This is a genomic window from Nocardia sp. NPDC057272 (assembly GCF_042668615.1).
Classification (GTDB): Bacteria; Actinomycetota; Actinomycetes; order Mycobacteriales; family Mycobacteriaceae; genus Nocardia.
This window is the reverse complement of the sequence record NZ_JBHUYK010000036.1, coordinates 19,257-36,188: the sequence shown is the minus strand read 5'-3', so window position 1 is coordinate 36,188 and position 16,932 is coordinate 19,257. Positions and strand designations below refer to the sequence as shown.

General features: G+C 68.0%; 17 protein-coding genes and 1 pseudogene. 6 read left to right on the top strand and 12 right to left on the bottom strand.

The genetic code is table 11. The features are described from left to right. Positions 1 to 102: 102 nt before the first annotated feature. The 4 genes from ACFULV_RS31515 to ACFULV_RS31500 form a co-directional block, all read right to left on the bottom strand. Positions 103 to 1,539, bottom strand: coding sequence for an LLM class flavin-dependent oxidoreductase (locus ACFULV_RS31515; RefSeq protein WP_378663077.1), 1,437 nt, complete (start codon positions 1,537 to 1,539; stop codon positions 103 to 105). Beyond that, entirely contained in the window at positions 1,536 to 2,795 is a 1,260-nt protein-coding gene (locus ACFULV_RS31510; RefSeq protein ID WP_378663074.1) for an acyl-CoA dehydrogenase family protein, read from the bottom strand. The genes ACFULV_RS31515 and ACFULV_RS31510 overlap by 4 nt, the downstream gene beginning before the upstream one ends. Before the next feature lie 141 nt (positions 2,796 to 2,936). Then, complete coding sequence (locus tag ACFULV_RS31505) at positions 2,937 to 3,599, bottom strand: response regulator (RefSeq protein ID WP_378637659.1); 663 nt, start codon at positions 3,597 to 3,599, stop codon at positions 2,937 to 2,939. Then, positions 3,596 to 4,690, bottom strand: a complete 1,095-nt coding sequence (locus tag ACFULV_RS31500; protein ID WP_378663071.1) for a sensor histidine kinase — start codon at positions 4,688 to 4,690, stop codon at positions 3,596 to 3,598. The genes ACFULV_RS31505 and ACFULV_RS31500 overlap by 4 nt, the downstream gene beginning before the upstream one ends. 219 nt (positions 4,691 to 4,909) lie before the next feature. Between ACFULV_RS31500 and ACFULV_RS31495 the strand changes: the two genes are divergently transcribed. Further along, positions 4,910 to 5,293, top strand: coding sequence for a DUF6223 family protein (locus tag ACFULV_RS31495; protein WP_378637665.1), 384 nt, complete (start codon positions 4,910 to 4,912; stop codon positions 5,291 to 5,293). Between the two features lie 18 nt (positions 5,294 to 5,311). On the opposite strand, the gene ACFULV_RS31490 is transcribed toward ACFULV_RS31495, so the two are convergent. From ACFULV_RS31490 to ACFULV_RS31470, 5 genes and pseudogenes are all read right to left on the bottom strand, one after another. Next, positions 5,312 to 5,938: an MBL fold metallo-hydrolase gene (locus tag ACFULV_RS31490; protein ID WP_378663116.1), complete on the bottom strand. Its 627-nt coding sequence runs from the start codon at positions 5,936 to 5,938 to the stop codon at positions 5,312 to 5,314. Next, positions 5,932 to 7,017 carry an S-(hydroxymethyl)mycothiol dehydrogenase gene (locus tag ACFULV_RS31485; RefSeq protein WP_378637667.1) on the bottom strand — a complete coding sequence of 362 codons (1,086 nt, stop codon included), beginning with the start codon at positions 7,015 to 7,017 and terminating at the stop codon, positions 5,932 to 5,934. The genes ACFULV_RS31490 and ACFULV_RS31485 overlap by 7 nt, the downstream gene beginning before the upstream one ends. 59 nt (positions 7,018 to 7,076) lie before the next feature. Then, positions 7,077 to 7,295: a three-helix bundle dimerization domain-containing protein gene (locus ACFULV_RS31480; protein WP_358067951.1), complete on the bottom strand. Its 219-nt coding sequence runs from the start codon at positions 7,293 to 7,295 to the stop codon at positions 7,077 to 7,079. 328 nt (positions 7,296 to 7,623) lie between these two features. After that, positions 7,624 to 7,723 (bottom strand): annotated as a pseudogene (locus ACFULV_RS31475) (LysR family transcriptional regulator); the annotation flags it as partial. Next, complete coding sequence (locus ACFULV_RS31470) at positions 7,720 to 8,373, bottom strand: TetR/AcrR family transcriptional regulator (RefSeq protein ID WP_378663069.1); 654 nt, start codon at positions 8,371 to 8,373, stop codon at positions 7,720 to 7,722. The gene ACFULV_RS31470 and the pseudogene ACFULV_RS31475, both read right to left, overlap by 4 nt. Before the next feature lie 155 nt (positions 8,374 to 8,528). Between ACFULV_RS31470 and ACFULV_RS31465 the strand changes: the two genes are divergently transcribed. Then, positions 8,529 to 10,562 (top strand): CocE/NonD family hydrolase, encoded by a 2,034-nt coding sequence (locus ACFULV_RS31465; protein WP_378663066.1) that lies wholly within the window; start codon positions 8,529 to 8,531, stop codon positions 10,560 to 10,562. A 106-nt stretch (positions 10,563 to 10,668) separates the two neighbouring features. On the opposite strand, the gene ACFULV_RS31460 is transcribed toward ACFULV_RS31465, so the two are convergent. From ACFULV_RS31460 to ACFULV_RS31450, 3 genes are read right to left on the bottom strand one after another with little or no spacing between them, the layout of a single operon-like run. Then, positions 10,669 to 11,442 (bottom strand): DUF72 domain-containing protein, encoded by a 774-nt coding sequence (locus ACFULV_RS31460; RefSeq protein ID WP_378663063.1) that lies wholly within the window; start codon positions 11,440 to 11,442, stop codon positions 10,669 to 10,671. A 27-nt stretch (positions 11,443 to 11,469) separates the two neighbouring features. Further along, positions 11,470 to 12,429 carry a TIGR03557 family F420-dependent LLM class oxidoreductase gene (locus ACFULV_RS31455; protein ID WP_378663060.1) on the bottom strand — a complete coding sequence of 320 codons (960 nt, stop codon included), beginning with the start codon at positions 12,427 to 12,429 and terminating at the stop codon, positions 11,470 to 11,472. Between the two features lie 20 nt (positions 12,430 to 12,449). Beyond that, positions 12,450 to 12,773, bottom strand: a complete 324-nt coding sequence (locus ACFULV_RS31450; protein ID WP_378663057.1) for a plasmid stabilization protein — start codon at positions 12,771 to 12,773, stop codon at positions 12,450 to 12,452. 81 nt (positions 12,774 to 12,854) lie between these two features. Here ACFULV_RS31450 and ACFULV_RS31445 point away from each other — a divergent pair, with 81 nt between their 5' ends. From ACFULV_RS31445 to ACFULV_RS31430, 4 genes are all read left to right on the top strand, one after another. Next, entirely contained in the window at positions 12,855 to 13,613 is a 759-nt protein-coding gene (locus tag ACFULV_RS31445; protein ID WP_378663054.1) for a rhomboid-like protein, read from the top strand. A gap of 184 nt (positions 13,614 to 13,797) precedes the next feature. Next, positions 13,798 to 14,802 (top strand): YdcF family protein, encoded by a 1,005-nt coding sequence (locus tag ACFULV_RS31440; protein ID WP_378663052.1) that lies wholly within the window; start codon positions 13,798 to 13,800, stop codon positions 14,800 to 14,802. Between the two features lie 115 nt (positions 14,803 to 14,917). Further along, positions 14,918 to 15,820 carry a metal-dependent hydrolase gene (locus ACFULV_RS31435; RefSeq protein ID WP_378637694.1) on the top strand — a complete coding sequence of 301 codons (903 nt, stop codon included), beginning with the start codon at positions 14,918 to 14,920 and terminating at the stop codon, positions 15,818 to 15,820. Further along, a complete protein-coding gene (locus tag ACFULV_RS31430; protein WP_378663050.1) occupies positions 15,817 to 16,911 on the top strand; it encodes a PDR/VanB family oxidoreductase in 1,095 nt (364 codons plus the stop codon). Before ACFULV_RS31435 ends, ACFULV_RS31430 begins: the two co-directional genes overlap by 4 nt. Positions 16,912 to 16,932: the final 21 nt, after the last annotated feature.

Here is a 16,932-nt window from a genome sequence, read left to right as displayed (position 1 = left end):
AATCGATCCGAATACTGTGCACTCCAACGGATATGGACATGAGCGCACGCCGATCGCGCCAGGGCGAGTGCGTCCTGACGCTGATCGACGACTGACGTCACGCTATGGACGGGCGAGTGCCTCCACCGGTTCGGGACGCGACTGCTCGGGTGACAACACGGTGGATCGCGGACCGCCGACGCGATACCCGGCGCCGCGATGCTCCGGCGGGAGCCGATCACCGGCACCGAACAGCGCGTTGCGCAACGTGCCCGGCTCGTAGTCGGTCCGGTAGACGCCGCGCTCGGTCAAGACGGGAACAACGTGGCGCACTATGTCTTCGAACGTCCCCGGCGTGATCGCGTAGGCGAGATTGAATCCGTCCAGGTCGGTGTCGGCGACCCACTCCTGCAACAGATCGGCGACTGTTTCGCCGGATCCGGTGAACACCGGGCCCATGCCACCGATACCCGCCCAGCGGCCGATATCGCGCACCGTCCATTCACGGCCGTCGTCGTCGAATTCCTGGAACGCCGCGACCGCCGACTGGATGGCGTTGCTCTGCACATCGCCGATCGGGTCGTCGAGGTCGTACTGCGACAAATCGATTCCCATCCAGCCGGACATGAACACCAGTCCGCCTTCGATGCTCGCGTAGGACAGGTATTCGTCGCGTTTGGCCCGTGCGGCGGTGTCGGTCTCGTCGGTGATGATGGTGGCCAGCGCGTAGATCCTGGCCGCGTACCGGTCACGGCCCGCGGCCTCGAGCGCGTCACGAACACGCGACACTGTCTGCGCCAGGATTCGTTTCGAGGGGCCGGCGATGAAGATCGCCTCGGCATTCTCGGCCGCGAACCGCACACCGCGCGGGGAAGCGCCCGCCTGATAGATCACCGGCGTCCGCTGCGGCGACGGTTCGCAGACGTGGATCCCCGGCACGGTGTAGTGCTTGCCGTAGTGGCCGATGTGGTGCACCTTCGACGGATCGGTGTAGATGCCGCGTTCGGTATCGCGCACCACCGCGTCGTCCTCCCACGAACCCTCCCAGAGCTTGTAGAGCACCTCGAGGTATTCGTCGGCCTGGTTGTACCGTTCGTCGTGGTCGAGTTGATCGGCCGCACCGAAATTCCTTGCCGCGGAGGGCAGATAGCCGGTCACCACGTTCCAGCCGAGCCGCCCGTTCGTGAGGTGGTCGAGGGTGGACAGGCGGCGCGCGAACGGAAACGGATGTTCGAAACCGGTGCCGGTCGTGATCCCGAAACCGAGGTGCTCGGTCACCGCCGCCATCGCCGACACCAGCAGCAGCGGATCGGCGACCGGCGTCTGCGCGCCCTGGCGCAGCGCGGCGATGTCGTTGCCGCCGTACACGTCGTAGGTGCCGAGGACGTCGGCGATGAAGATCCCGTCGAACCGCCCGCGTTCGAGGAGTTTCGCCAGCTCGGTCCAGTAGCCGATATCGGTGTAGCGGTGCGACTGGTCGTCGGGATGACGCCACAGCCCCGGTGATTGGTGGGCGACGCAGTTCATGTCGAAGGCGTTGAACCGGATCGGCCTGCTCATCGCGTCGCCGCCTCGGGGTGCACGGTGCTCGCATTCGTGGAAGCTGGTGTGCCGGTGTTCCGCTCGCCCGCGCTCCACCCGAAGGGCAGGTCGGTGCCGTTGAGCAGATAGTCGCCGACGGCGCGAGCTTTGAAGATCGCGGGATTGTGCACGGAGATGGTGCGGGCGTTGCGCCAATGCCGATCCAGGCGCAGCTGTTCGGACACGATCGAGGCTCCGCCGAGTTCGAACAGTCTTGTGGTGGCGTCGAGCACGATGTCGATCACCCCGAGTTGTGCCTGGGCGGCGGCCAATTCGGCTGCCACGAGAGCCTGCTCGTCCTTCGCCCCGGCGTCGAGTACCCCGTCGAGCACATCCGCCACGGCGAGCACTGCCGCACGCGCGGTGAACGCCGCCGCCGACAGCTTGCCGATCACCTGCTGGACGAGGGGGTCTTCGCGCGGCAGATCGGCGGCGGCGTGGGTGTAGGTGCGGGTGCGCGCGCTCACCCATTCCCTGGCATCACGTTCAGCGCGCGCGGCGATCCCCGCGAGCACCGCCAGCTGCACCAGTTGCAGGTAGGCGGTGCCGTAGGTGGGGCCCGCGACACCGTAACCGGGTCCGAGGACGCGGTCCTCGGCCACCACGACATCGGTGAACTCGGTGGTGCCGCTCGCGGTGAGACGCTGCCCGAAACCGTCCCAGTCGTCGTGTTGCACAACACCGTCGGCGTCCGAGTCGACCAGCACGCCGAGCCGCTCACCGTCGCTGTCGGCCGCGACGAGGATGTGATCGGCGAACAGCGATCCGGTGCTGTAGTACTTCACGCCGTTGAGCAGCAGCCGGTCACCGTCGCGGGTCAGCCGAGTGCGATACCGGTCCACCGCACCGACCCCCGGTTCGGTGATCGCATTGCCGACCAGCGTGCCCGCCGCGACCGCCCGCAACCATCGCTCCCGCGCCGGTCCCGCCTCCGCCAGGAGCTGATCCTCGACGAACGACCAGTGCACCCGCAGTGCCTGCGGCAGATTCGACTCGGCCGCCGCCAGGTCGATGAGCAACCGGAACAGCTGTCGCACACTTACGCCGTACCCGCCGAACTCGACCGGCACCCGCAACGCCCCGAACTTGGCCTCCTTCAACCAGCCCACCTCGTCGAACGGCAGCCGCCGATCGACCTCCCGTTCGACCGCGCCCGCGGCGATCCGGTCGAAGATCGGGGCGAAGATGGCGTCCAGCTCGGAATCGGTGGTCGATGGCGCGGCGATGGAAGTCATGCTTCCACGATCGCGCAGGGCGATGCCGGATTCACGGGTTGCGCGCAGCGCGATCACAACGGAGGGGAGGTGCTCGTCGCCTACTTCGAGTGGGCAGCAGTGGCCTGCCCGGAGTCCGTCATCGATCTTCGCGACTGAGACTCACCGGGTTCGAGGGATCACCACGCCGGATTCGTAGGCGAGCACGACCAATTGGGCTCGGTCGCGGGCGTGGAGTTTGGTCATCGCCCGGTTGATGTGGGTTTTCGCGGTATGCGGGCTGATCACCATGTGGACGGCGATCTCGTCGTTGGACAGACCCTGCGCGACGAGAACCACGGCCTCGCGTTCGCGGGTGGTCAGTTCGTCCAGGCCCGCGCCCGGGGTCGGTGTGCGCGGCTGGGTGACGTAGCGGTGGATCAGCCTGCGGGTGATCGAGGGTGCGAGCAGAGCATCGCCACGGGCGGCCACGCGGATGGCGTGCAGGAAGTCCTCCGGTTCGATGTCTTTGACGAGAAAGCCCGCGGCGCCCGCTCGCAAGGCGTCGAAGACGTATTCGTCGAGGCCGTAATTGGTCAGGATGACGACGTGAACGCCCGACAGCGCCGGATCGGCGGCGATGCGGCGAGTGGCTTCGATGCCGTCGACCACCGGCATCTGGATGTCGATGAGCGCGATGTCGGGCAGATGGGTCCGGGCCAGCTCGACGCCGTCGCGGCCGTCGGCGGCTTCGGCGACCACCTCGATGTCGTCCTCGATCTCGAGCAGCGCGCGAAAACCGCTGCGGATGAGAGGCTGGTCGTCGACGAGTAGGACGCGAATCATGTTCTGTCCACCGGTAATGCGGCGTGCACGGCGAAGCCGCCGTTGCTGCGTGGCGCGGCATGGAGGTGGCCGCCGAGCGCGGTGACGCGTTCGCGCATACCGAGTAGCCCGACGCCCGGGACCGGTGCGGTCGAAGGGTTCGCGGTGCCGTCGTCCTCGACCTCGACGACGAGAGCGTCCGTGCGGTAGTCGATGTGGACGGTGGCGGTCGCGGCGGCGGCGTGGCGGGTGATGTTGGTGAGTGACTCCTGCACGATCCGGTAGACGGTTCGGTCGACCGCGACCGGCACATTCTGGTGCGCGCCCTCGATCGTGAGAGTGGTGTCCAAGCCGTTGGCGCGCACGCGCTCCACCAGATCGGGGACGTGGGCAAGGCCGGGGCGCGGGGAAGTGTCGTCGTCGCGCAGCGCTTCCAGGGTCGCGCGCAATTCGCGGGCCGCCTCGCGACCGGCTTCGCGGATGGCCAGCAGTGCCGCCGGGACCTCTTCGCCCCGCTTGCGGGCCACATGGACGGCGGCTTCGGACTGCACCTTGATCACCGAGATCTGGTGGGTGAGCGAATCGTGCAGCTCGCGCGCGATGTGCAGGCGCTCCTCGTCGGCCCGCCGTCGCGCGGTTTCCTCCCTGGTGCGTTCGGCCTCGTCGGCTCGCCGCTCGGCTTGGCGCAGCGCTTCACCCGCGGCGCCCGCCGCGATGAGCCAGGCGATCTCGAGCGCGTCGCGGGCGCGGGCGAGCGCCTGGGTCGTGTCGTGCAGCGAGACCAGCGCCGCGAGCGGTAGCGCGGCGAGCACCGCCACCGACGTCAGCACGGCGACCATCCGATGGCCCGCACGGACCGTGAAATACACCGCGAACAGGAAGGCGACTGCCGGCACGTCGAAACCGAGTGCCTGGTAACCCAGTGCGCACACGCCGGTCACGACCAGCACCGCCACCGGTGCCCGGCGTTGCGCGGCGAGTGCCAGCCCGCCCGCGACCAGCAACGCGTAGCCGAGCCAGTCGAGATCGGTGGAGTGCTCGCGGCTCAGCCCGGTGACCAGCAGCACCGCGGCCACGCCGACGGCGATCACCCCGTCGACGGTTCTGCCCATGCGCCAACCCTAGCCCGCTCGGGTCCCGGGCGAATCCCGCGCACGGATGATCCACCGACTACTACGGCTGCGGTATCCGCGCAGCTCCTGACGCCTCGGCGGTAGTCGATACCGCGGCCGCGTCACCTCGAATTGTCCACCGCCGCACGATGACCGAACACCCGTACGTCGCCGACGATAGGTCCGTCCCCTACAGAACGCACGACGAGGAGTACTCCAATGTCCATCCGCCCACTCACCACAGCCGCTGTCACCACAGCGTTCACCCTCATCTGCGCCGCACCCGCCACCGCGGCGACCACCACACTCGCCGACTCCTACGGCATGACGACAGACCGCCTCGTCGCGACATCGGCCGCGTTCCTCGGTCTGGCCGCCGTGCTCGTGGGTGGTTGGGCAGTGTCGCGCGCCGGAAATCCCGCCCGATCGTTTCTCGCGATCGGGGCAGGCGCGGTCGCGGCGATCGTGGGAGTGATCGGATTCGCGACCGCGGACGGCGGCCCCGGCACCGGAAACGGCATCGTCGGCGCGGCGATCGCGATCTTCCTCGGCCTGGTGGCCGTCGCCCTCGGTACCCGCGCCTACCGGCGTGCCCACCGCTGATCGGCGGTGGGCACACGGTCAGTGTCCGCGGGCGATCCAGTCCGCGAGCGCGGGCCGCTCCGTGCCGATGGTGGTGGTGTCGCCGTGGCCGGTGTGGACCGTGGTCTCCTCGGGGAGCGTGAGCAATCGGTCTCGGATCGAGTCGATGATTGTGTCGAAGTCGGAGAACGAGCGGCCGGTGGCGCCCGGGCCCCCCGCGAACAGGGTGTCACCGGTGAACAGGGCAGCGAGGTCGGGCACGTGCAGCGAGACCGAGCCGGGGGAGTGACCGGGGGTGTGCAGGATGTCGATATCGGTGCCCGCCACCGTGATTCGGGTGGTGCCCGCCAGCGAGTGGTAGTCGGCGGCCGGGTGGGTCATGCGCCAGAGGGGCTCGTCGCCGGGATGCAGCAGGACGGGGGCATCGAGGCGCTTCGCGAGTTCCGGCGCGACGGTCACGTGGTCGTTGTGGCCGTGTGTGCACAGGATCGCGGTGACGTGCCGGTCGCCGACCGCGGCGGCGATGGCATCGGCGTCGTGGGCGGCGTCGATGACGAGCACCTCGGTGTCGTCACCGATGAGCCACACATTGTTGTCGACATCCCAGGTGCCACCGTCGAGCGCGAAAGTGCCCGAGGTGACGACTCTTTCGACGCGGGTCACCAGACCACCACCGAACGCAGCACCCGGCCCTGCGCCATCGCGGCGAACGCCTGCTCGACCCCGTCGATGCCGATCCGTTCGGTGACGAACCGGTCCAGCGGCAGCCGGCCCTGCCGGTAGAGATCGATGAGCATCGGGAAGTCGCGCTCGGGCAGGCAGTCGCCGTACCAGGAGGATTTCAGCGCGCCGCCGTGCGAGAAGAAGTCGATCAGCGGCATCTCCAACGTCATGTCGGGTGTCGGGACGCCGACGAGAACGACCGTGCCCGCCAGGTCGCGCCCGTAGAACGCCTGCTGCCAGGTCTCCGGGCGGCCGACCGCGTCGATCACCACGTCGGCACCGAAACCGTCGGTGAGTTCCTTGATCCGCTCGACCACGTCCTCGCTGGTCGCGTCGATGGTGTGGGTGGCGCCGAAGTCCTTGGCCCAGTCCAGTTTTCGCTGATCACGATCGATCGCGATGATCGTGCCCGCACCGGCGAGGCGCGCTCCGGCGATGGCGGCGTCACCGACGCCGCCGCAGCCGATCACCGCGACGCTGTCACCGCGCGAGACGTTGCCGGTGTTCACGGCGGCGCCGATCCCGGCCATCACGCCACACCCGAGCAGGCCGGCGACGGCGGGGTCGGTCTCGGAATCGACCTTGGTGCACTGCTTTTCGTGCACGAGGGTCTTGTCGGCGAAGGCGCCGACGCCTAGGGCCGGGGTGAGCGGGGTGCCGTCGGTGAGCGTCATCGGGACGCTGGCGTTGTGGGTGTCGAAGCAGTACCAGGGGCGTCCGCGCCGACACGCTCGGCATTCGCCACACACCGCGCGCCAGTTGAGGACGACGAAATCGCCCTCGGCCACATGGGTCACGGCCGCGCCGACGGACTCGACCACACCGGCGGCTTCGTGCCCGAGCAGGAACGGGAACTCGTCGTTGATGCCGCCGTCGCGATAGTGCAGGTCGGTGTGGCACACCCCGCAGGCCTGGACACGGACGACGACATCGTGCGGTCCCGGGTCGGGAATCACGATGTCGACGGTTTCGACCGGCGCATCCTTCGCGCGGGCGATGACTCCGCGGACGGTGTCTGGCATGCGGACCTCCTCATGGTTGGCGTGGGTCTACGCCAACGCTAGCGGGGCCGCTCGCCCGGTCAATGCGGGATGGGTGGGATCTCACCTGTCGGACTGCCGAGTTCTTCTCGCACGTGGTGCTCGACGAGCAGCGGGACATAGTTGCGGATGTGCACCTTCCCGAACGCGTCGTAGACGTTGTGCACGATGTCGGCGAGCTCAGCGGGTGCGATGGTCGGGTACCGGATGATCAACCGCTCGATGACCTCGTCGAGTTGGCGGTTCTCGTGAGTAGTCATATTCCGGGGGTACCCGGCGATACCGTCGATCAACGGGGCGGCGCCTACTTTTCGTCGAAACCAGAGATCGCCCAGTTCACCGCATCGCGTCCTGACGGCGGCGCATAGACGGTGTCGATGGTGACAACGGGCGCACACCACCGGTCGCCGCCACCAAGAACACGGCGACCTCGGCCTCGTCGGCCTTGATCGAGGCGGGCGCCGACGTGAACGCTGCGGACGGCCTCCAGGACTCCGCCTACCTGTACGCCGGAGCCGAGGGCCTCGACGCGATCCTCGCCGCGACCCTGCGCCACGGCGCGGACCTGCGCATCGTGAACCGTTACGGCGGTACGGCACGAGATGTGGAGCTGCTCCGCGGCCCGGGTGAAGTTCCCGTGCTCGGCGACAGCGGCCGGATAGCGCAGGTGCCGCAGTTCCGGCGTCACTGTCGGTCGCCGTCCGGTCCGATCCGCGCCAGCACCGCGTTGACCACCAGGCATGCGCTGTCCACCACATCGTCCATCGGCTGGCGGTAGGCGTCGAGCACCCACTTCTGGGCGATGATCACGATGGCGCCGACCAGGCCGAACAGCACTGTGCGCACGCTGACAGCGGGGTGGGTTTCCAGGTCGACATGCGGGGTGATCAGAGCCAGGCAGATATCGACCAAGGCGTCGAGAACGTCGTGGTAGGCCCGGTCGACCGCGGGGCTCACGCCGAGGATCTCGAAGAACGCGATCCGAGGGACCCGGGGGTCGTCGAGGATGAGCTGGAAGTAGGCGGTCAAGCCGACACGCACCTGAGCGTCGACGGCCTCGGCCTCGCGCAGGCCGGTATGGATCGCCTCGATCATCCTGGCGGCTGTCTCGCGATACACCTCGAGCAGCAGATCCTCACTGTCGGTGAAGGATTCGTAGAAGTAGCGTTTGCCGACGCCGGCCGCCGCGCAGATCGTGGTGACTGTGGTGTTGCGGTAGCCGTCGATGCCGAAGGCGTCCGTGGCCGCCTCGAGCAACCGGGCGCGGCGTTCCCGCTGACGTTGCCCAGGGGCAGCCCCGCGGTACCGGCGGCCGTCATCGAGTTCGGACGCTGTCACAACGCCAATTCTGTCAGGTGACCGCGGTGGGGCGCGCGCGGGCGCTGAACGAGGATTGCCCAGAACATGTTCTTGCGATCGGACGTGACCCACGCTACGTTACTTCCCGGTACGGGAACGTCGTAGTTCCCGATGGTGGAGGGCTGAACCGAAGCATGATCACACATCGTGGGCGGCTGGCTGCGCTGGTTGCATCCGTCGTCGTAATGGCAGGCGCCGTCGCATCCGCACCGGTCGGACAGGCATCGCCGAATGCCGAGGGTCTCGACGCGCAGTTCGTCGCCACCCATAACGGGCCGCAGCAGTACCCCAACGTCTTCATCGAGTGGGATGTGCCGATCACCATGAGTGACGGCACCGTATTGAAAGCGAATGTCTATCACCCGGCCGGTGCGGACGGTCAGCCCGTCGCCGAGCCGACGCCCACGATCGTCAACATGACGCCCTACACCAAGCTCGTCACCAACGTCGCCGACTCGGCGCTCGCGGTCCCCGGCCTGTCGGACCTGCTGATGCCGGTGCTGCAGAACCTGGACTTCACGCCGTTCGGTTTCAGCAGCCTCAGCGACATGATGCACGCGCTGCCCGGCGGCGCGGCCCGCACCTTCGGTGTCGACCGGAATCTGATCCGCGGCGGATACACCCAGGTGGTCGTCGATGTGCGCGGCACCGGCTTCTCCCAGGGCACCTGGCAGGTCTTCGGTGAACGCGAGCAGCTCGACGGTGTGGAAATCGTCGACTGGGCCGCGAAACAGGGCTGGTCCGACGGCAAGATCGGGATGAGCGGCATCTCCTACTCGGCGATCAACCAGCTGCAGACCGCACAGCGGCACCCCGAGGCGCTCAAGGCGATCTTCCCGATCGTGCCCGGTAGCGACCTGATCCGCGATGTCGCTGCCCCCGGTGGCGCGCTCGGGATCGGGTTCATCCCGGCCTGGCTGCTCGCCGTCGACGGCGCGAAGCTGCTGCCCGACCTGATGTCGATGCTGAACGGCAAATTCGACTGGGTCTGGCTGCGCGACCGGGTGACCGATCCGTTCACCTTCTTCAACGTGCTCATCGCCGCGCTCACCACTCCGAACGTGGAGCAGATCCCGCCGGAGATGGCGTCGATCCTCGACGACGAGAGCGCGCTGCGGACCGCCTGGGTGGGCTCGCCCGATCAGGTGCGGGTGCCGACCTTCCTCTACGGCGGCTGGCACGACATCTTCACCTACTCCACCCCGCGCATCTACAACGCGGTGAACGTGCCCGCCGAGCAGAAGAAGCTCGTCATGGACGACGTCTACCACGTGACGGTGAGCTCGGGACTCGGCCGGCCGGGTGCGCCCGCGCCGGCGGATTCGTTGCAGCGCGCGTGGTTCGACAAGTGGCTCAAGGGAATCGACAACGGCATCGACCGCTACGACCCGGTCACGTTGTGGCAGCAGGGCAGTGGGCAGTGGACCGCCGACGTCGCGTTCCCGCGGCCGGGCATGCAGTACCGGCGGATGTATCTCGACGCCGCCTCCTCCGGCACCGCGCCGGGCGCCCGCCACGACGGCAGCCTGCGCACTGCCCCCGGTGCCGCGCAACGCGTTTCGGTGGATCCGAGCCTGACCACCATCTGCTCGCGTGATGCCGCGCAGGGCACGGCCGGCCTGGTCCCGCTGCCCGATATCTGTGCCAAGGACGCCCGGATCAGTGAGGGTGCCGCGCTCACCTTCACCACGGCTCCGGTGGCCGCGCCGACGAGGATCTCCGGGCCGATCGCCGCCCATCTGAACACCGTGCTCGACGCGACCGACGGGTACTGGACGGTGACGGTGAACGATGTCGCCCCCGACGGCACGTCGACGGTCTGGTCTCAGGGGCAGCTGATGGCATCCCTGCGCACGGTCGACGAGGGCAAGGCGACCCGCTCGCCGAACGGCGACTACACCGACCCGTATCCGTACCTCACCCTGGATACCCGTCAGCCGATCGTGCCCGGCGAGCCGACGACGATCGACATCGGCGTCCGCGCCACCGACGGTGTCCTGCTGCCGGGTCACCGCCTGCGTGTCGACGTGTTCGCCGGCAACTTCCCCAGCGGAATCCCGCTGCGGCCGTTGCTGAACGAAAGCGGCCTGCGCACCCAGCACCTCGAGCTCGACCCGTCGCGCCCCAGCTGGATCAACGTCCCCCTGGACACCGATCCCGGCTGGTGAGCGCTGGTTCACCCCGCCTCCGATCTCGCGCCGATCATCGATCGCGCAGCATCGGGGGCGGGGTTCGCCGTCTTGTTCGGCCTGATCCTCCCCATCGGCTCGCTGATCAGCCCGCGGTCGCGCGCGCATCGGGTACCCGCGTCGCATCCGCGCCCGCGGCCGCCGCGAGGTGGGCGAAGGTGGCCGCGTCTCGGACCGCCGCACCACCGTGATCGTTGTTGAAATAGACGTAGCTGTCGGCGTCGGGAGACCAGGTGTCGAGCAGCCGATGCGCCCAGCCATTCAATGCCTGCTTGCCGTAGGACGGCAGGGGAGCGGCGCGGCCCGCGTGCAGGCGCAGATAGGCCCAGTCGGTGGTGCGCCACAGTGGCGTGATCGGGTGCGAATCACGGTCCGCCCAGGTCAATGCCGCGCCACGGGATCGCAGGACCTCACCGATCTCGTCTGTCCACCACGAATCGTGGCGCGGTTCCACCGCCACTCGCACCGTGTCGGGGAAGCAGCGAAGACAGTTGTCGAGCAGATCGGGGTCCGCGCGCAGGGTCGGCGGCAGCTGGAGCAGGATCGGTCCGAGCCGATCACCCAGTCCCTCGGTCCGGTCGAGCAGGCGCTGCACGGGTTCGGCGGGGTCGCGCAATCGCTTGATATGGGTCAGGTAGCGACTCGCCTTCACCGCCATCACGAAGCCGGCGGGCGTGCGCTCGCGCCAAGCGGCGAAGTTCTCCCTGCTCGACAAGCGATAGAACGCGTTGTTCGACTCCACCGTCGCGAAGGCCCGCGCATAGTGCTCGAGCCATTGCCGGACGGGCAGCCCCGGCGGATACAGCACGCCCCGCCAGTCGCGGTACTGCCAGCCGGAAGTGCCGACGTACATGGTCATTTCGGCTTCCCTCCGCAGCGCGGGCCGTCAGATCTCCGCGCGCAGCAGGGGCGCGAGTTCGCTGCTGTAGAAGTCGAGGAACGCGTCCATGTCGGGTCCCGCGTTCATCAGCACCACATGGTCGAAACCCGCGTCGGCGGCCTTGCGCACCGCCTCGACGTAGCGCTTCGGATCATTGCCGCAGACAAAGGATTCGAGCATGTCGTCCACTCGCACGGTGCTCGACGCGGCGGCGAAGTTCGCCGGATTGGGCAGTTCGCTCATCACCTTCCAGCCACCGGTCGACCACCGGTTGGTCGACAGTGCCGCTTCGGCGCCCGCGCGATCGTCCTCGGCGAAGGCGACCCCCACTTCGACAAAGCGCGGACCGGAGCCGCCCTTGTCGTGAAAGGTCCGCACGAGTTCGGGATCGGGTTCGGTGGCGAACAGTCCGTCGCCGAGTTCGGCGGCGATCGCCGCGGCGCTCGGCCCGCCCGCGGCCACCGCGATCACCGGCGGTGTCTCCGGCAGATCGAACACCCGCGCGTCCGACAGCTCCAGAAACTCGCCGTAATAGTTGTGATAGCCGCCGCGCCACAGCAACCGGATGATCTCGAGCGCCTCGCGCAACATCCGCTGACGGATCAGCACCGGCGGGAACTCGTGGCCGACGACGTGCTCGTTGAGCCGCTCGCCCGAACCGATACCCAGGGTGAACCGCCCATCCGAGATCAGGGCGGTGGTGGCGGCGGCCTGGGCGATGATGGCGGGGTGATAGCGGATGATCGGACAGGTCACGCCGGTGGCGAGCCCGATGTCGGTGGTGCTCGCCGCGATCGTGCCCAGGACCGTCCAGGCGAAGGGTGAGTGGCCCTGCTCGTCGAGCCACGGGTGGAAGTGGTCGCTCATCTCGACGAAATCGAAACCGGCCGATTCGGCCCGAACTGCCTGTCGAACAAGCTCTTTCGGGCCGAAAGCCTCGGCCGCCAGTTTGAATCCGAGCTGCATGGCGAACCTTTCGCAGTGGGTCAGCTACGGCCGAGGGCGTTGGCCAGTTCCTGCTTGTTCATCTTGGAACGGCCGTCGATATTGCGGCGGCGGGCCTCGTCGTAGAGCTGATCGCGGGTCTTGCCGCCGCCCTGTGCCCGCTGGCCGCCGCTGCGCTGTGAGGAACCGCTGGATCGCGACGACTTGCTCGACCCCTTGGTCTCGCCGTGCTGGGCGCGCGTCTTGTTGACCGTCCGCGCGGCGATCTCCTCGGCCCTGCCCTCACTGCGGCCGCGGTCGCGCTCGGACTTCTTGATGTCTTTGTACTGCCGTTCGCGCTTGTCACTCCAGGCTTGCTGAGGCATCACATGCTCCGTTCCGGTCGGTGGACGGGTCTGGTTGCCGCCTACCCGGGGATCGGTCGGGGAAACAACCGCCCGGCGAGGATGACCGGAACCGTGATCGAGGACTGGCACACTGGCGTGGTGAGCGCCTCGGGCAGCGTGCGGGCGGCCGCCGCCTCGGCGTGGCGGTGGATTCGCAGCGCCCCCGGCACCTATGTGTGGCTGGCGGCGCTGGGTGTGACCACCGCGATTCAGCAGCGGCTCACGCCGGAGGAAGCCAGAGTCTGGCTCGGGCACCGCTCGACGAATATCGATCGTCTCGGCGACGACCCGATCCGGGTGCTGATCGGCAGCGCGTTCTGGACCGACGGCGGCGGGTGGCTGGTCTACGCGGTGCTGTTCAGCCTCGTGCACGCCAACGCCGAACGGTGGCTCGGGACGTTGCGCTGGCTGGTCGTGGTCGTCCTCGCGCATGTCGGCGCCACGTATCTCAGCCAGGGCGTGCTGCTCTGGGCGATTCGCCACGACAGAGCCCCGGAGCGTGCGGCGTTCGCGCTCGATGTGGGAGTCAGTTACGGGCTGGCCGGAGTAGCCGCCGTCCTCGCCTACCGTGTGTTGCTGCCGTGGCGGGTGCTGTACGTGCTCGGTGTGCTGGCGGTCTGTGTGCCACCGGTATTCCTGGACCGCACGTTCACCGATGTGGGCCACGCGGGTGCGGCGTTGATCGGCTTCGCGTGCTATCCGCTGACGCGAGGGCGGGCCCGCGACTGGGATCCGAGCCCGCGCCTTCGCGGTTTGTGTCTTCGGATCAGACGAAGAAGTCGAAGATCATCCTGGCCGACCTCGGGGAGCAAACGATGACCGTGATCGTTCACCTTCCTTCCGCCCCTATCAGTTACCGCTCAGCTGTTGCGGATGAAGGAATAATCCGGCCGTCATAGTCACAGGTGAAATGGTTTTTCACTCGCAGATATCGAGGTTGTCCGGTAGGCGTCAGCAATAGCTCGGCGATCTGATTCACCGGTGCTGCGGTTAGGGTGGCCGGGTGATCTTGCTGGCGATAGGTGTGGTTCTGCTCGGGGTGTTCGCGCTGTGTTTCCGTCAGGAGCGGCGCCGGTTCAGCAACGCGGTGTTGTTGCTGCTCGGAGTTCTGTGTGTCGGCGCCGCGCTGATCGGTTCGGGCGCCGAAGGATCGGGGCCCGAAATACTGGTCTTCTTCGCCCTGGCGCTGTCGCCGCTGCTCGTGCTGGTCCTGGCCGGACTGCTGATGCTCAACGGTGTGGTGATGCTGCGCCGCGAAGGCGTGCGTCCGGCGAACCTGCTCTCCTTCGGCCTCGGCGTGGCGCTGCTGGTTCCGTACGCGCTGCTGGTGATGGCGGTGATCGCCGAGTGGGCGGTTCTCGGGGTGTTGCTGCTCGCGGTGGTGCTCGTCGCCGCCTACCTCGGCTTCGTGCTGGTCGCGTTCCTGCTCTATTCGGTCGTCTACGCCGGGGTGACCCGTACCGACGATGCCGTCGCGATCGTGGTGCACGGCTCCGGCCTGCTCGGAGACCGGGTCCCGCCGCTGCTGGCGAGCAGGCTCGACCGCGCGCTGCAGATCTGGCGTACCGACCGCGCGCACGGCCCCGCGCCGCTGTTGGTGACCAGCGGCGGCAAGGGTTCCGACGAGAAGGTCGCCGAGAGCACGGCGATGGCCGCCTACCTCGTCGAACACGGCGTGCGCGACGACGAGATCCTGCGGGAGGATCGCTCGACGACCACCCGCGAGAACCTGCTGTTCAGCCGGGAACTGCTCGCCAGACAGGGGATCAACAGCCGCATCCTGCTGGTCACGAGCAATTTCCATGTGCTGCGCACCGCGTTGCTCGCCCGTTCGGTCGGGATCGACGCCCAGGCCGTCGGCGCGCCGACCGCGCGCTACTACCTGCCCAGCGCTGTCCTGCGCGAATACGTCGGGATTCTGGCCGAACACAAGACGATCAACGCCGTGATCTGCGGGTTGCTGGTGGCGGCGCCGATCGCGCTGGCGATCTTCGGTGCGGCCAGCTGACACATTTAGGTGTTACGTACAGTTATGGATAGTTGTATCATCGGAACTACCGAGCAGGACGCAACGTCGCGACCTGGTGCACGGATGCTCGTGCGCGGTTGATCGAGGAGTACCGATGAAGCTATTTCCTTGGGGAAGAGAAAGCCCGGAGATCGATCCGGGCGTGGTGGCATTGCACGCGCGCAATGTCAGCTTCGACTGGTCGGGTGTCGACCTCCAGTGGATGTCGGCGGAACCGATCGCCGGTCACCTGATCAGCGCGCTGAACATGCTGCTGCCCGAGGGCGAGCGCATGTTCATCGAGACCTATCGCGAGGCACTGCCCTACGTCAAGGACGAGAAGCTGCGCGAGGACATGCTCGGCTTCATCGGGCAGGAGGCGATGCACGCGCAGACCCACGGGAAGGTGCTCGACGACGTCTTCACCGCCCACGGCGTCGACGCGAGTCCCTACCTGGCGCAGATGGAATACCTGTTCCGCATCTCGCTCGGCCCGCGCGGCGGCGACGATCGCGCCGGCCGCCAGATGCTGGTCGAGCGGCTCGCCTTCATCGCCTGTCTCGAGCACTTCTTCGCCTGGCTCGGGGACTGGGTGCTCAACGCCGACCTCGAGAAGTTCGGCGCCGACCCGCGGATGGCCGACCTGTTCCGCTGGCACGGTGCCGAAGAGGTCGAACACCGCAATGTCGCCCACGATGTCGCCGAGTACTTCGGGGTCGGCTACGTCCGGCGCTGCGCGTCGATGACGCTGGTGTTCCCGATCTTCCTCATCGTGCTGGTGCGCGGGGCGCGCTTCCTCGTCCAGCAGGATCCGCAACTGCCGGATCAGGGCTACGCACGGCTGCTCGCCGGCGTGTTCGGCGCGATGTGGCGTGGTGCGCTGCCCGGCGTGCCGTCGCTGCTGGCCAGTGCGCTGTCGACCTTCCAGCCCGGCTACAACCCGCAATCGGTCGGCTCGACGGCGCAGGCGATCGCGTATCTGGCCGCCTCGCCCGGCGCCCGCGCGGCAGCGTCGTGACCACGCGCGACATCCCCGCCGATCTCTACGGCAGGTACCGCCACGATCCGGCGATGAAGGTCATCGACGCCATCGCGGCCACCCGGTTGCGCTGGAGCGCACTGGTCAACCGCGGTGATCTGCGCCCACGGGTCGATGATCGCCGCCTGGCCGTGGTGGTGACCGATCGCCGGATCGAAGCGCACGACCAGGACGTGGTGAGTCTTCGCCTCGAAGCACCCGACGGGCGCGTGCTACCGCGCTGGTGGCCCGGGGCGCACCTGGACCTGGAACTACCGTCGGGTCGGCTGCGCCAGTATTCGCTGTGTGGCGATCCCGCCGACGAGCGCGCGTACCGCATCGCTGTGCGCCGCATCCCCGGTGGCGGCGGCGGCTCGATCGAGGTGCACGACGCATTGCCCGTCGGCTCCGGGCTGGTGGTGCGCGGCCCGCGCAACGCCTTCCCGTTCGCCGTGCCCGGCCACGGATCACCGTCGCAGCGCCTGCATTTCGTGGCCGGCGGGATCGGCATCACCCCGATCCTGCCGATGGCCAGGCTCGCGCACCGGCTCGGCGTGCCGTGGACCCTGGTCTACAGCGGACGCAGTCGCGACACCATCCCGTTCCTGGACGAGATCGAAGGCTTCGGCGCGAACGTCGTGGTGCGCACCGATGACGAGCACGGTCTCCCCGCCGCGATGGACCTGCTGCCCGATGTCGGGCCCGGCACCGCGGTCTACGCGTGTGGCCCGACCCCGATGACCTCGTCGATCGTCGCCGCGGTGCGCGAGATGGCCGACGTGGAACTGCATTTCGAGCGGTTCTCGCCGCCGCCGATCGTCGACGGCACCCCGTTCGAGATCGAATTCGCGTCCAGTGGTGCGGTGGTGACGGTCGAAGCCGACCGCACCGTGCTGGACACGATCCTCGATTCCCGTCCCGACCAGCCCTACTCGTGCCGGCAAGGCTTCTGTGGCACCTGCGTGGTGCGGGTTCGCTCGGGCGAACCCGACCATCGCGAGACCACGCTGTCCGCTGCCGACCACGCCGAGGGTGCCATGCTGGCCTGCGTATCCCGTTCTCGCGGTGAGCGTTTGGTGCTCGACCTGTGATTTCTCCGCTGGACAAGGAGT

Coding starts and splice junctions, on each gene's coding strand:
- ACFULV_RS31515 (WP_378663077.1), bottom strand. CDS start 1,539: ATGAGCAGGCCGATCCGGTTCAACGCCTTCGACATGAACTGCGTCGCC.
- ACFULV_RS31510 (WP_378663074.1), bottom strand. CDS start 2,795: ATGACTTCCATCGCCGCGCCATCGACCACCGATTCCGAGCTGGACGCC.
- ACFULV_RS31505 (WP_378637659.1), bottom strand. CDS start 3,599: ATGATTCGCGTCCTACTCGTCGACGACCAGCCTCTCATCCGCAGCGGT.
- ACFULV_RS31500 (WP_378663071.1), bottom strand. CDS start 4,690: ATGGGCAGAACCGTCGACGGGGTGATCGCCGTCGGCGTGGCCGCGGTG.
- ACFULV_RS31495 (WP_378637665.1), top strand. CDS start 4,910: ATGTCCATCCGCCCACTCACCACAGCCGCTGTCACCACAGCGTTCACC.
- ACFULV_RS31485 (WP_378637667.1), bottom strand. CDS start 7,017: ATGCCAGACACCGTCCGCGGAGTCATCGCCCGCGCGAAGGATGCGCCG.
- ACFULV_RS31480 (WP_358067951.1), bottom strand. CDS start 7,295: ATGACTACTCACGAGAACCGCCAACTCGACGAGGTCATCGAGCGGTTG.
- ACFULV_RS31465 (WP_378663066.1), top strand. CDS start 8,529: ATGATCACACATCGTGGGCGGCTGGCTGCGCTGGTTGCATCCGTCGTC.
- ACFULV_RS31460 (WP_378663063.1), bottom strand. CDS start 11,442: ATGACCATGTACGTCGGCACTTCCGGCTGGCAGTACCGCGACTGGCGG.
- ACFULV_RS31455 (WP_378663060.1), bottom strand. CDS start 12,429: ATGCAGCTCGGATTCAAACTGGCGGCCGAGGCTTTCGGCCCGAAAGAG.
- ACFULV_RS31450 (WP_378663057.1), bottom strand. CDS start 12,773: ATGCCTCAGCAAGCCTGGAGTGACAAGCGCGAACGGCAGTACAAAGAC.
- ACFULV_RS31445 (WP_378663054.1), top strand. CDS start 12,855: ATGACCGGAACCGTGATCGAGGACTGGCACACTGGCGTGGTGAGCGCC.
- ACFULV_RS31435 (WP_378637694.1), top strand. CDS start 14,918: ATGAAGCTATTTCCTTGGGGAAGAGAAAGCCCGGAGATCGATCCGGGC.